Origin of the sequence: Aquisphaera insulae, assembly GCF_011064615.1 — a bacterium.
GTDB lineage: Bacteria > Planctomycetota > Planctomycetia > Isosphaerales > Isosphaeraceae > Aquisphaera > Aquisphaera insulae.
On the sequence record NZ_JAALJH010000093.1, the window covers coordinates 1 to 14,243 of the forward strand.

General features: G+C 72.0%; 8 protein-coding genes and 1 pseudogene. 4 read left to right on the top strand and 5 right to left on the bottom strand.

Annotated elements, in window-relative coordinates; translation table 11 throughout:
• Window positions 1–224: 224 nt before the first annotated feature.
• On the bottom strand, window positions 225–1,709 hold the full coding sequence (locus G6O54_RS30960; protein ID WP_165232586.1) for a hypothetical protein: 1,485 nt from the start codon (window positions 1,707–1,709) through the stop codon (window positions 225–227).
• A complete protein-coding gene (locus G6O54_RS30965; protein WP_165232589.1) occupies window positions 1,706–2,326 on the bottom strand; it encodes a Uma2 family endonuclease in 621 nt (206 codons plus the stop codon). Before G6O54_RS30965 ends, G6O54_RS30960 begins: the two co-directional genes overlap by 4 nt.
• Before the next feature lie 453 nt (window positions 2,327–2,779).
• On the opposite strand from G6O54_RS30965, the gene G6O54_RS30970 reads away from it, so the two are divergent.
• The gene (locus G6O54_RS30970; protein WP_165232592.1) at window positions 2,780–3,328 is read left to right on the top strand and encodes a DUF6398 domain-containing protein; all 549 of its coding nucleotides are present in this window, start codon (window positions 2,780–2,782) and stop codon (window positions 3,326–3,328) included.
• 339 nt (window positions 3,329–3,667) lie between these two features.
• Here G6O54_RS30970 and G6O54_RS30975 read toward each other — a convergent pair whose 3' ends face one another.
• Window positions 3,668–3,826 carry a hypothetical protein gene (locus G6O54_RS30975; protein WP_165232595.1) on the bottom strand — a complete coding sequence of 53 codons (159 nt, stop codon included), beginning with the start codon at window positions 3,824–3,826 and terminating at the stop codon, window positions 3,668–3,670.
• 1,112 nt (window positions 3,827–4,938) lie between these two features.
• Here G6O54_RS30975 and G6O54_RS38955 point away from each other — a divergent pair.
• Window positions 4,939–5,760, top strand: a pseudogene (locus tag G6O54_RS38955) (serine/threonine-protein kinase); the annotation flags it as partial.
• Between the two features lie 165 nt (window positions 5,761–5,925).
• Window positions 5,926–6,543 (top strand): bifunctional nicotinamidase/pyrazinamidase, encoded by a 618-nt coding sequence (gene pncA / locus G6O54_RS38960; RefSeq protein ID WP_369432162.1) that lies wholly within the window; start codon window positions 5,926–5,928, stop codon window positions 6,541–6,543.
• Between the two features lie 26 nt (window positions 6,544–6,569).
• Here the strand turns inward: pncA and G6O54_RS30985 are convergent, their stop codons facing one another.
• Window positions 6,570–7,208 carry a hypothetical protein gene (locus G6O54_RS30985; protein WP_165232601.1) on the bottom strand — a complete coding sequence of 213 codons (639 nt, stop codon included), beginning with the start codon at window positions 7,206–7,208 and terminating at the stop codon, window positions 6,570–6,572.
• Between the two features lie 203 nt (window positions 7,209–7,411).
• On the opposite strand from G6O54_RS30985, the gene G6O54_RS30990 reads away from it, so the two are divergent.
• A complete protein-coding gene (locus G6O54_RS30990) occupies window positions 7,412–9,604 on the top strand; it encodes a heavy metal translocating P-type ATPase (RefSeq protein ID WP_165232604.1) in 2,193 nt (730 codons plus the stop codon).
• Window positions 9,605–9,638: 34 nt separating this feature from the next.
• On the opposite strand, the gene G6O54_RS30995 is transcribed toward G6O54_RS30990, so the two are convergent.
• Window positions 9,639–13,943 carry a protein kinase domain-containing protein gene (locus G6O54_RS30995; RefSeq protein ID WP_165232607.1) on the bottom strand — a complete coding sequence of 1,435 codons (4,305 nt, stop codon included), beginning with the start codon at window positions 13,941–13,943 and terminating at the stop codon, window positions 9,639–9,641.
• Window positions 13,944–14,243 lie beyond the last annotated feature (300 nt).

Genomic DNA, 14,243 nt, shown 5'->3' on the forward strand with positions numbered 1-14,243 from the left:
TGCCGAGCCCCGGCGCGAGCTGCTGACCGCGCCCGGGCCGTGTTCCCACCGCATCTCGGGCCGCGACAGGCGCGACGGAAATCAGCGAGTCCAGGCCCCGCCTTCGGGCTAAGAAGACCATATCTCCAACATCCCAGTCTTCGGCTGGAAGGCTGTTACGGCGGGCAGGCGGGGCTCCCAGACGGCGATGGGCGGGCGGCCCGGTCGCTCCGCGAGGGCCTGTTTCAGGTCTGCTGGTAATGAACAGTCATGATGCGGCACGCCGGGCAGTAGAAGGCGTAGTAGATGCCCTCGTCGCGGAGGGCCGCGTTGTCGTGCTGGGCGAGGAAGGTCATCCGAGCGGCACATCCCACGCAGCGCGGGTATTCCGCGTCCTGGAGCCACATCGGTACGCCGCCGAGCGTCGTCGCATCGTCCATCTCGAAGACATTCGCCGTCGCGAAGGGCGGGCACGGGGCCGGTTCGAGGATGACGTATCGGGTCGCTGGTGGCACCTCGAACGGTTGTTGAGCGGCAGTTCGGGGCGCCAGCCATTCCCAGGCGCCGTCATCGCGGTAGGCGACGAACGTGGGCTGGAACATGGCGCAATAAAGGCAGCCGATGACCCGGCGGGGGGCGTTGGCCGGCAGCACCGCATCGGCGGCCTCGAGGTCGAACAGCTCGACCAGGGGGGAATGACAGCTCGGGCACGACTCCGCGATGGGCCGGCGACAGGCGATGACGCCGGGCGCGTCCGCCTCGGCCGGCCGGAGGCGGTGGCAGCGCAGCGAGACAAGTTCCACTCTTTCCCCCGTAGCGTCCAGCCACCAGCCGGCATCGGGCAGGTCGTCTGACGGGGGCACTCTCCGGCCCCGCGCCCAGCCGGGAGGCTCCTCGGCCCAGCGGCGGAAGCTCGCCGTGGCCACGTCGCCACGGGTCCAGGCGAGGCACAGCAAGAGGTGGTTCAGGTCTGGCGGGTCGTCCGTCCGGGATATCTCATCAAGGAGTGCGTGTGCCTCATCATCGCCGGCGTCGCGAAACAGGAAAGAGGGCCAGAGGATGCCTCGCTCTCGGAGGACGCGGCAGGTCCCGGGCGGGAGCGGCTCGAACCGATAGCATGCGATGTTGCGGAGCAAGCTCATCGCCAGCTTGCGCACGGCCCCGCGGGGGCTCTCGAGGTGACCGATCGCCCGCGATGCAACTTCCCGTCCTTCCGGAGAGGAGAGCTGGCGGAACGCATCGATCTCCGGCATGGGTCTGGGCAAGGGGCAGCTCGTGGCAACGTCGGCTATCTGGTTGAGAGCCTGCGGTGTCTCCCGGTCCAACCCGGGGAGGAACGCCCGGCCGAGATCGAGCACCTCGCGTAACCGGCTTACTTGCCCTCCCGCCTCACGCTGCCGACGGACGGAGAATCCGTTCCGGTCGGGGTCCAGGACCATCACGGGGGGGACGATCCCGCGCTGCATTCCCGGAACGGTAAGGGCATACCGGAGGAGAAACTCGTCGTCCTCCGCCATGTTCTCAGCCGCGAGATGACGGCGGAGTACGTCCAGGTGCTCCGCGATTCCGGGCTCCTCGCACCCGGGGATCCAGCCGTTCTCCATCGCCTTCCGCAAGAACGCGAGATTGCCTCCGAATCCCGAGATCGCCCGCCGCGCCTGCGACTCGACCACCCGGGCGACCGGGTCATCCTCATCCCCTCGGCACTCAACCCCATGGCCGTCGCTCATCGCAGGATCTCATCGAAGGGGATGCGAGCCACTTCCTGTCCGTCGAGGACGAGCGGGGCGGATTCGCCGCCGCGAATCGTCTCGACCCGCGAGTAGGTTCCCCGGCCCTCGATGATCCGCGGTTCCGTGTGGACCAGGAGGCGTTTCGAAGGGACATCCACGACCCAGTAGACGGGGATCGAGGCCCGGGCATAAAGCTCCAGGGCGGAGGTCAGATCGTCGCGGAGGCTCGTGACGGCCACCTCGATCAGGAGACCGACGTCCGCCGGTCGCGGATAGCGATCGGGGGGGCCGAAATCCAGGGGGTTCGCGCCACGGATGATCGAGAAGTCGGGAAGCGGTGCATCGGAGGGATCGATCTCGATCGTGCTCTCCGGCCGGAGGCTCCAGCCGTCCGGCAACCGACGGGTGATGGCCCTGGTGATCGCGGCTCCCACATATCCATGAGCCCTGGTCCTTCCCATCTTCTCGAAGAGCCTCCCGCCCCGGAGGTAGACTCGGCGATCGCGCGGGATCAGCCCCGATTCGACCATCCGGGCGAAGACGTCGACCGTCAGGGGAAACGGAGCGTCCGCGGTCGCAGCCTGCGAAGGTCCGGACTCGATCACGGTCGCCATCGGTGAGCCCTTCCGCCAGACCACGGGATCGTCATGGGAATGTACCCAATCGGGATTCAGCCTATCGGAGGCAGCGATGGCCGAGCAAGCGGATCAAACGGGCCGCTTCCCGGGACGAGGAACCGATTGCGGCAATCCAATCCGCGAAACGACCCGTACCGGGTTGACGATCCGGCTCGTTCGTCCTTTGCCGTCCCACGTCCCCCTACGACTTCGTTGTCAGGGCGGTTCGTCGCCCGGGACGCCTGGACAGGCCCTTGAGGTTCATTCCACGCCCGACCGATGAGGAAGTCGTTGCTCTGGCCGAGCAATCCGTGACGCGGATCCAGGAGAATTCCGACGTTGAAACGCACGGGGGATGAGCGTCCTTTGAGCAGGGCGTTGGCAGACGGCAGTCGAAGGGGGATGATGGAAGAACAAACTGGAGAAGAGCACATTTGGAGAGGCAGGATCATGGCCGGGAGCAAGCGAGAGCGGAATGAAGAGGACAAGATCCCGGCGACGGCCCGGCCCGCTTATGACGCCGTCGTGGCGCTGACGGACGCCTTCTGTCGAGAGCACCTGACCAAGGAGTACGAGGCCCTCTGTCGGAAGCTCGTTGCGGCCCTTGCCCGCAAGCGGCCTTCCCCTCTGCTCGCGGGCAAGCCAACGACCTGGGCGTGCGGGGTCGTCCGCACGATCGGCTGGGTCAACTACCTCGACGACCGCAGCAACAAGCCGCACCTGAAGTTGACGGCCATCGACAAGGCGTTCGGCGTGGCCGAGAGCACCGGCCAGGGAAAGTCGAAGGCCATCCGGCAAATGTTCAGGATGCGGCCCCTCGACCTCCATTGGACTCTTCCCAGCCGCCTGGAAGAGAACCCGATGGCCTGGATGATCGAGATCAACGGATTCCTCGTCGACGCTCGGATCTTGAAGCGGGAGTGGCAGGAGGAGGCATTGCGGAAAGGGCTGATTCCGTTCATCCCGAGCGCTCGGCCAGGACGCCCGGGGGAGGCCTGATCGATGGCCCGCAGGAAGAGCGAATCGCCGCCCCCTCGCTTCGAACCGGGGGCCAGGGTCCGGTTCGAGGACCAAGGCGTCGATCTCGACGAATGAGTCCGCCCGTCCGCGGCGAATACCTCCACATTTTTCCGGAATCGTGAAACCGACCGGCCCTTTTTCGGGATTGTATTGAGTAAGGGCTGCGACTGCGCGCGCTCGATTCCCAGGCAGGTTCTCCTCGACGCGGAGGCTCCCGACGATGGCGACCCCGGCCCAGATCACCGCGAATCGGCAGAATGCACGGCTCTCGACGGGCCCCAGGACCAAGCGAGGCAAGTCCCGATCGCGGCGGAACGGCTACGGGCCGGAGGCGCGGAAGAAGCCCCAGCCGAAGCTGGCCGCCGCGAATCCCCGGGCGATCGAGGACCGCGTGGCCGAGTTCCTCAAGGCGGCCAGCTCGGCCGCGACCGAGGAGGAGAGAGTCTTGCTGAGGCGGGCCGCCGAGCTTTCTTGCAAGATCGACGAGGCGGAGCGGGCCGAGTCGGCCTACCTGGCGCGGGCCGCTCGCAAGGCGGAGGAGCGCCGGCAGGCGACCGAGGCCGATGCGGCAAGTCGGGCGGCGGACCTGATGTGGCGGCTCCTGGATTGGAAGGAGCCCGGCGACGACGAGGTCGAGGACCGGTCGTGGAAGATCGTCGAGGAGCTCGAGGAATCGTCCGTCGGGCGGACCGGGCTGCTCCGGGCCTGGGCCTGGATGCGCACCCGGATCGAGACCGGGACGCCGTTCGGAGTCTCGGAGCGGTTCAGGATCGCCCGACTGCTCGGCTACGAGCCCCTCGACGTGACCATGATCCCGGACGCCATCGGGATCTTCCTGGCGCTCAACGCGATCGACCCGGAGGGGCCGGCCGCCTGCGAGGCCTTCTTCGCGATGGCCCGCGAGCGGGCCGCGGGACGTCCCGCGATGATCCTCAACTCGCTGGTCTGGCGCGAGGAGGAGCTCGAGCCGGGGGCCGAGGAGGAGGCCCGCGAAATCCTCCTGGAACGGGTCGACGAGGAGATCGACCGGCTGACGCTCCTCCAGTCCGAGACCGAGGCCGACCGGGCCGCGCGTGAGGCACTCGCCGCGAGCGCCGCGGTGGAGCGACTCCGACGGGCGGCCTCGGCGATGAATCGGGAGTTCCTCGAGGTCCTCGAGGAGATCTGCCGGATCCGCCGGGCGGGCACGGAGAGCGGGCCGCAACCCGAAGGCTCGGCACCGACACTCCTCGCCCCGGCGCAAGATCTCCGGGTGGCCGTGGTGGAGGAAGGAGAGCCGAATCGGGAAGAGTCGGCCCCGGCGAAGCCAATCGAAAACCGCGGCCCGGACGTTACCGGGGAAGGACTTGCGGCGACTCCTTCGAAGCAGGAGGAGCGACGAGCAAAGCCAGGCATGGCGTCCAAGGAGGAGCCGGTCGCCGCCTCCTTGAGACCCGGCCCGACGCAGCCCGGCACGGTGCCGGCGGCGCGGGACACGCCGCGAAATCGCCGCCGCCGGGGGCGTTGGGGTTCGCCCGGGGAGGGGTCCGAGAGTAGATTAAGGAACGGCGAGAAGGTCGCCGTCCCGTCCGATCCGTCGAGGCCCGATCATGCCCGAAGACCCCGTCGCTGGACTGCCGAAGATCGGCCGCTGCCGGCTCATCTCCCGGATCGGCGAGGGGGGGATGGGGGTCGTCTTCCAGGCGTGGCACGACGACCTGGACCTGCCGGTCGCGGTGAAGTTCCTCCACCCCAACCAGGTGGCGAAGGACCGCGGGGCGGAGCGGTTCCTCCGCGAGGCCCGGCTGGCGGCCCGGCTGAATCACCCGGGGATCGTCCGGGTGTTCGACTGCGGCGAGGCCGAGGGCCGGTATTACATCGTCATGGAGTACGTCGACGGCCAGAGCCTGGAGGCCCACATCGCCGAGCGCCAGGCCGTGGGCGTGGACCGGGCGCTCCAGATCGCGACCGAGGTGGCCCGGGCGCTGGCCGAGGCGTGGAGCCAGGTCGGGGTCATCCACCGCGACATCAAGCCGGCGAACATCCTGCTCACCGCCGCCGGCCAGGTGAAGCTCGCCGACCTCGGCCTGGCGAAGGTCGCCTCGGCCGCCGGCACGCCGAGCGTCTCCGACGACCCGAACGCGACGGCCGTCCTGGTGGCGCCGACCGAGGCCGGCACCGCCCTGGGGACGCCCGCGTACATGCCGCCGGAGCAGTTCCTGGACTCCTCGACGGTGGACCTCCGCGCCGACGTCTACTCGCTGGGCGCCACGCTCTACCACATGCTCGCCGGCCGGGTACCGTTCCTCGCCGATTCGGCCTTCGGCCTCCTCCGGCTGATCGAGCGCGAGGATCCGCCCCCCCTGCCCTCGCACGTCCCGCTGGCCGTGGAGCAGCTCGTCGCGAAGATGATGGCGAAGAAGCCCGGCGACCGCCACCAGACCCACGCCGAGCTGATCGAGGAGCTCCGCGTCATCCAGCAAGGGCCCTCGCCCTCGGTGACGTCGATGCTGCAATCGTCGTCCACGAGCTCGATGACGGCCTCGAAGCTGTTGACCTCCGGGATCATCCCCGCGGCCCGGACCGCGGGCCGGGCGATTCACTCCGCCACGCCCCGGGAGAACCGGGTCCTCCTGGTGGTGGACGTGCAGAACGACTTCTGCCCCGGCGGGGCGCTCGCCGTCCCCGGCGGGGACGAGGTGCCGAGGGTCATCAACAGGCTCTCGCGGCGGTTCTCCCACGTCATCCTCACGCAGGACTGGCACCCGGACGATCACCTGTCGTTCGCCTCGAGCCACCCGGGCGAGAGGGCATTCGGGACGATCGAGCTCCCCTACGGCCCGCAGATCCTCTGGCCGGACCACTGCGTCCAGGACACCGAGGGCTCGCGGTTCCACCCGGAGCTGGACGTCCGCAACTGCGAGCTGATCATCCGCAAGGGCTACCTCCGGGAGATCGACAGCTACTCCGCCTTCTTCGAGAACGACCGCTCCACGCCCACCGGGCTCGCCGGCTACCTCCGCGAGCGGGGCCTCAACCGGCTCTTCCTGGTCGGCCTGGCGACCGACTTCTGCGTCGCCTACTCCGCCCTCGATGCCCGCCGCCTGGGCTTCGAGGTCACCGTCATCGAGGCCGGCTGCCGGGGGATCGACCTCGACGGCTCGCTCGCGGCCGCCTGGGCCCAGATGGAGGAGGCCGGAGTGACACGCGCCTAATCACCCGTTTTCATGTATTTATTCATTTAGCGTCGCTTGAGTCCGCAGCTCGCGCAGCCCGAGTGCGCGCCGGCGGTGCCGCACGAGGCGGCGGCCGGTTCGGGCTCGGGCTCCGCGGCTCGGGAGCCGCAGCCGCCGGACGAGCAGTCGCAATCGCCGCAGCCGCCTCGCGCCGCGGGCGTACGGGCCGGGGCGGCGAGGGGATCGGCGCCGCACGCTTCGAAGACGACGTCGAGATCGGCGACGCTCCGGAATCGGGCCCTCAGGAGCGCGAGGTCCGCGTCGGGATCGGCCAGCACGTGGAGGATGGTCGTCTCCAGGTCGAGGAGTGGCTCGACGTCGAGCAGCACGAGGTCCCAACCCGCCCCGTCGAGGACGTCGAGGCATGCCTCGAACCGCGCCGGGCGGAGCGACTCGCAGCGCCTCGCCGCGTCGAGGTCCTCCGGATCGGCCGCGCGGAGCAGCCGAGGGGAGGACTCGTCGAGGTCTCCGGAGGCGGCGGCCGTGGCGGGGACGAGGACCTCGCCGAGCTCGATACCCCGATCGGTGCGGACGACCACCGCCTGCCCGCGGCCGAGCTCGAGCCCGCCCGCCGGATCGACCGCGAATCGGCCGACGTGCCCCGTCAAGCCGTAACGCACCAGGCACCCCGGCGCCTCGCCCATGCCCACGCCCCTTCGATGAAATGGCCCGAATCCATCCCAGGCATTCGACCCGAACGCCGGGCCCATGGCAAGCCGAAGCCCTTCCCGGCCGCCCGACGGGTCATCCGCACCGATCCCGCGGATCCCGTTCTCCGATCGGCGCTTTCCCCCTATAATTCGAGCACGGTTTGCCGGAGCTCGAGGTCCCGGACGGGGAGGACAGGATGAGTCGAACGCGGTGCACGCTGAGCGTGCGAGGCCTGGATTGCCCGACCGAGGTCGCCATCCTCCGCGACGCCCTGCGCGGGATGCCCGGCGTGCAGGACCTGGGATTCGACCTGATCAACGGCCTGATGACGGTCGACTTCGAGGCCGGGACCACCTCGCCGGGCGAGGTCCTGCGGCGGGTAACCGAGCGTGCCCACATGCAGGCGAGCCTGGTGGGGGCCGAGGAGCCGTCCGCCGGGCCGGAGGCCGCCGCCTCGTGGTGGTCGCGGAACGGCCGCTGGGCGTCCACCGCGGGGGCGGGCATTGCCCTGGGCGTCGCCACGGCGATCGACTGGCTGGGGCCGAGGCTCGGCCTCGAGCCCGGCACCGCGTCGAGGCTGGCGACGGCCGGCTATGCGCTGGCGGTCGTCTGCGGCGGGGTCTGGCTCTATCCCCGGGCGGCTCGCGCCCTGGGCCGGCTGCGGCTGGACATCGACGTCCTGATGGGCCTGGCGATCCTCGGGGCGATCCTGCTGGGGCAGTGGGACGAGGCGGCGACCGTGGCCTTCCTCTTCGGCCTCTCGGAGTCGCTCGAGTCGATGAGCCTGGATCGGGCCCGGCGGGCGATCCGGCAACTGCTGGAGGTGGCCCCCCGGTCGGCCGAGCGGATCGGCCCCGACGGCCGCGTGGAGCGGATCGAGGCCGCCCGGATCGCCAAGGGGGACCGCCTCCTCGTCCGCGCCGGGGACACGATCCCGAGCGACGCCCTGATCCTGAAGGGCCGGTCGGGCGTGGACCAGAAGGCGATCACCGGGGAGTCGGTCCCCGTGGATCGGGGCCCCGGCGACCCGGTCTTCGCGGGGACGGTCAACGGCGAGGGGACGCTCGAGGTCGAGGCGACCGGGCCGGTGAGCGACTCGCTGATCTCGCGGATCGTGGCCCAGGTCCGCGAGGCCCAGGCGGGGCGGGCGCCCGTCGAGCGGCGGATCGGCAAGTTCGCGGCCGTGTACACGCCGGCGGTGGTGGCGATCTCGCTGCTGGTGATCCTGGCGCCGCCGCTCTGGACGTGGGCGGCGTCAGGGGCGTGGCCCGCCGGGTTGGTCTGGCACGACTGGTTCTACAAGGGGCTGGTGATCCTCGTGATCGCCTGCCCGTGCGCCCTGGTGATCGCCACGCCCGTGGCGGTGGTCAGCGGCCTGGCCGCCGCGGCCCGCGGGGGCGTCCTGATCAAGGGGGGAGAGTTCCTCGAGGAGATCGGCCGCTTGCGGGCGCTCGCCTTCGACAAGACGGGGACCCTCACCCTGGGCCGGCCGGACGTCGTGGAGGTCGTCTCCGCGTCGGGCCCGACGGACGGGGACCGGGACGAGGTCCTGCGGATCGCCGCGGCGCTCGGCGATCGCGGCGGCCACGTCCTGGGCAAGGCGATCGCCCGCCACGCGCGGGACCTGCGGCTGGACGTCCCCCCGGCCGACGACTACCGGGCCATCCCGGGCAAGGGCGCGCTCGGCACCGTGGGCTCGGTCGAGTACCACCTCGGGAGCCATCGCTACATCGACGAGGCGGGCCTCTGCCGGCCGGGCTTCCACGACGAGCTCGACGAGGCGGAGAAGGCCGCGGGAACGTCGGTCGCGGTGACGGCCTCGTCCGGCCCGCTCGGCTGGATCCGCCTGGCGGACCGGCCCCGCCCGGAGGCGGCCGAGGTCATCGCGCAGCTCCGCGGCCTGGGCTTGCGAACCGTGATGCTGACCGGCGACAACGCGAGGACGGCCGCCGCCATGGCGTCCCAGCTCGGCGTCGGCGAGCAGCGGGCCGGGCTCCTGCCGGCCGACAAGGTCTCGGCCATCACCGACCTGGCGAGCACCCACGGCCCCACCGGCATGGTCGGCGACGGCGTGAACGACGCCCCGGCCCTGGCCGCCGCCGCCGTCAGCGTCTCGCTGGGAGGCATCTCCAGCGGGGCCGCGATCGAGACGGCGGACATCATCCTCATGGCGGACGACCTGGGCCGGCTCCCCTGGCTGATCCGCCTCAGCCGGTCCACCCTGGCCGTCATCCGCCAGAACATCATCCTGGCGCTGGCGACCAAGGCGATGGTCCTGATCCTCGCCGTCCTGGGGATGGCCAACCTCTGGATGGCCATCGCCGCCGACGTCGGCACGACCCTGGTCGTGGTCGCCAACTCGCTCCGGCTGCTCCGGACGCGCGGATGAGCCTCCGCCGTCCGATCACAATAGCTACTAATGTTTATTCGTTAACGATCTGCTCAGCCTCGCGGAGGAGCCCCGCGGCGACGGGGTCGGGGGCCGGGGCGGTGCGGACGAGGGAGCGGAGCTCGCCCAGGGCGGACCGGGCCTCGGCGGTGCGGCCGAGCTTCCGGCTGGCCATGGCGCGGACGGCGAGGCGGAGCGGGGACGGCCCGGCCGCGGCGGCCGGCCCGCCGGCGGGCTCCGGGCGGCCCAGGCACGCGAGGGCCTCGGCGGGCCGGTCGGCCCGGTAGTAGGCCAGGGCGAGGGCGCGCCGGCACTCGGCCAGGCGTGCCGGGTCGTCCTCGATGATCCGGCCGGCGGCCTCCAGGCAGGCGATGGCCTGGAGGCCCTGCTCCGGGGTGCTGTGGGGGCGGACGATCGTCAGCCAGGCCGCCTCGTACAGGCCCTGGGCGTCCTCGGCCCGGCGAGCGGCGACCGACAGGGCCTCGGCCCGCAGGGGGTCGTCGAGCAGGGGATCGCTCCTGAGGGCGTCGATCACCCCGGCCCGGAGCAGCCTGGCGTCGAAGAGGGACTGGACGAGCTCGACGGCGGCGCGGCGGCGGACGTGGGCCAGGTCGATGGCCGGCCGCTCCGAGGTCCAGACCCGGGCCGTGCAGTCGATGCCGCCGCTGACGATGTGCTTGCCGTCCCCGCTGATCGCCAGGCTGACCACGCCGGAGGTGTGGCCGCGGAGGGTGAAGACGATGTCGTCGTTGTCGGGATCCCAGACGAGGATGGTCCGGTCGTCGCTGGCGGTGGCCAGGCGGCGGCCGTCGGGGAAGAAGGCGACGGCCTGCACGAGGCTGGTGTGGCCGTGGAGGGTGCGGACGCGGCGAGCGGTGGCGACGTCCCAGATGAAGACCTCGGAGAGGTTCGGCCCGCGATACTCGCCGCCGACGCTGGCCAGCGATCGGCCGTCGGGGGCGAAGGCCAGGCCCTTGACGCCGGTCTGGTGGCCGGCCAGGGAGGCCGTCTCGCGGGCGGCGTCCACGTCCCAGAGCTTGATCGTCCGGTCCTCGCTCGCGGAGGCGAGCCGGCGGCCGTCGGGGCTGAAGGAGACGCCGTTGACCGCGGCGGTGTGCCCCGCGAGCCGGGCCCGCAGGGAGCCGTCGCGGAGGTCCCAGAGGCGGATGATCCCGTCGTCCCCCGCGGCGGCGAGGAGCGGCCCGGTCGGGCTGGCGACCGCGGCGACGACGGGCCCATCGGGCGTCGCCAGGGTGCGGACGATCCGGCCGGTCTCGGCGTCGCGGAGGTGGATCCGGCCGTCGGGCCCGGCCGCGGCCAGCCCCGAGCCGTCGGCCGTGAAGGCCAGGGCGATCCGGCCGAGCAGGCCGCGAGGGCCGGGCGCCCTCCAGATCTCCTCGCCGGTGCGGGGATCCCAGACCCGGACGTCGCCGTTGTGGGACGTGGCGACGCGGCCGCCGCCGGGGCGGATGGCGACGGACCCCACCCAGCCGGATCCGTTGCGGAAGGTCACCTGGGCCTCCGGGGCCGCGGCGGGCCAGACCTGGATCGTGGCGTCCATGCTCCCGGACGCGGCGCGGATGCCGTCGGGGCTGAACGCCACGCAATGGACGAACCCCTGGTGGCCGTGGAACGACGCCAGCGAGCGGGCCGTCTCCACGTCCCAGATCCGGACGCTCTTGTCCTCGCCGCAAGTGGCCAGGCGGCGGCCGTCCGGGCTGAAGGAGACCCCGCGGACGAATCCCCGATGGCCGACCAGGACGCGCTCCGGCTCCCCCGTCCGGCGGTCCCAGAGGCGGACCGTCCGGTCCCAGCCGCCGCTGGCGATCCAGCGGCCGTCGGGGCTGAAGGCCACGGAGTAGACGAACTCGCGATGCCCGCGGAGCTGGAAGGCCGGCGCGCCCCGGGCGACGTCCCAGACGTCCACGACCCCTCGGCTGGCCATCGCGACCTGGCCGCCGTCGGGGCTGTAGGCGACCGAGACGACGCCCCCGGGCCCGCCGGGGATCGTCCCCCGGGCCTTGCCCGCCTCGGCGTCGAGGAGCCGGACGTACCCGGCCGCGTCGTAGTTGTTGAAGCCCCCGCAGGCCGCCGCCACGGCCCGGCCGTCCGGCGCGTACGCCAGGCCCAGGACGTTCACGTCCGGCTCCTCCGCGGACCAGAGGACCTCTCCGGTGACGGCATCATGACATGTGATCACCCCCTTGAACGAGCTGTCGCTCGTCCCGGTCGCCGCGACGACCCGCCGGCCGTCCGGGCTGAAGGCCACGGCCTGCACGGCGCCGGCCCGGCCCCGGCGGACGAAGCTCACGCGGCCGGTGTCCAGGTCGCGGACCGCCAGCGCCGCGGTCGGCCGGTCGTGGGCCTGGAACCACGGGCCCGAGCCCGAGGCCAGCCGCCGGCCGTCCGGGCTGAAGGCCAGGCACCAGACGTCCTGCGGCGAGGTCGCGTCGTTGTAGAACGAGTCCAGCGCCTGGTTGGCCTGGCGCATGACGTGGGACCATTCCCAGAGCCGCATCGGCGTCGGGCAGTCGTAGAGGATCCCCTCGGCCAGGGCCGCGTTGTCGTCGAGGAACTCGCGATGGGCGAGGTTCACCCGGTTGATGTAGTCCCGGCGGCTCAGGAGCGCGGCCCGTTCGCTCGCCTCGGCGGCGCTGCGGGTCGCGTTGCGGCCCTGCTCCGCGGTCCGCTGCTGCTCGCCCCGGAGCAGGACCAGGCCCACGGAGAGCGCGACGACCGCCGTGGCCAGGAGCGCCGCGGCGCCGGCGACGAGCGGCCGATGCCGCCGCCCCCACCGCGCCAGGGCGGCGCCGCGAGGCTCTCGGAAGGCGACGACGGGCTCGTCCCCCAGCCACCGCTCGATGTCCGCGGCGAGCGACTCGGCGTCCCGGTAGCGATCGTCCGGCCTCCGCGCCATGGCCTTCAGGCAGACGGCCTCGAGCGGCCGCGGCACCCCGGGGCGGGCGACCCTGGGCGCCGGGAACTCGCCGAGCTTGACCTTCGCCAGCAGCGAGGTGACCTCGCACCAGGCCGATTCGAAGGGGGGCCTGCCGCAGAGCACGGCATAGAGCACGGCCCCCAGGCTGTACACGTCGCTGGCGGGGCCGAGCTGGTCGAGCCGGCCCTCGGCCTGCTCCGGGCTCATGAACGCCGGCGTCCCGAACGCCATGCCGGCCACCGTGTCCGTCGAGCTGGACGAGCCGAGGGGCGGTCGCCACCGCCGCGACTCGCGCCGCCGCGACCCCGGCGGCGGCCCCTCCGGCCGATCCCCCGGCGGCGCCGAGGGCAGGAGCGGCGGGAACTCCGACGACGGGGGGCCCAGCACCTTGGCCAGGCCCCAGTCCACCAGCAGCGTCTCGTTGTACGGCCCCAGGAGGATGTTCGCCGGCTTGATGTCCCGGTGCAGCACCTTCCGGCTGTGGGCGTATCCCACGGTGTGGCAGACGCTCACGAACCGGCCCAGCAGCGATCGGAGCTCCAGCATGTCCTCGCGGTCGGCGGCCGAGGGCTCCCCCTTGGGCCCCCGCCGGTGATACGTCGCGATGGCCTCCTCCAGTGTGATCCCGCGGACGAACCGCATGGCGTAGTAGGGGCGGCCCTGCTCGTCGAAGCCCAGGGCGTAGACCGGCACGATCCCCGGATGTTCGAGCCGGCCGGTGACCTCGGCCTCCAGGAGGAACCGCGCCCGGCTGCTCGGGTCGTCGGCGCTCTCCGGCTTGATCTGCTTGAGGGCGACCTCGCGCCGGAGCTCCGCGTCGAAGGCCACCGAGACCACGCCGATGCCCCCGCGGGCATGAGGATGGAGGACCTGGAACCGCCCCCCCGTCGCGCCGTCGGCCCCCGGGTCGAGCGCGAAGTCGGCCTCGTCGATCGCCGGGTCGTCCCGCCCCGCACCGTCATCCTCGTCGTCGTCCTCCTCGGGCTCGAGCCGCGGGAAGCCGGGCACGAATCCGGCGGCCTCGCCCGCGATCCCGTCCCCGTTCCGGTCCTCGGGCCGCGGCGGCGTGGGCATCGAGGTGGGATGGAGGCCCTCGATGGCGGCGAGCCGGCGGTCGAGCCCGAGCTCCCGGCGGAGCCTGGAGAACGAGGAAAGGTCGTCCAGGCAGGGGCGGACGCGGCCGCCATGACGGTCCAGGAACGCGGCCGCAAGCGACTCGAGCGCGGCCAGTCGGTCGGTCCCCACGAGCCCCATCTCGAGCAGGACCGCGGCCAGCCCCGGCGCCGGCCCCGTCGCCTCCCGGCTCGCCACCGCCCGGTCCATGTCCCCCCGCGCCACCAGCCCCAGGTGGACGGCCAGGGCCTCGACGAGCAGTTCGCGATCCGCAAGCGGGCTCGCCACGGTATCGACCCCTTGCCGGCGGCCGAAGGAGACTTGATGAGCGCGATCTTCGAGCCGGCCCGAGCGCCACGGCTCGGCCCCGGGATGATCCCCCGATCGTACCAGGCGCCCGCCCGGGCCGCGAGACCGTGGTCGAGTCCGGCGAGCGCCGGCGCCTCGACCTTTGCCGGGACGGCGTGCCGCGATCCACCTCGCCCATCCTTCGCAGTCCCCCCTGCCGCTCGGTTGCAATTGACCCAACCTCGGCTTTGACATACGATCCGGCACCCGCTTGGCCCGCCCATCCCGGCCGGATCATGA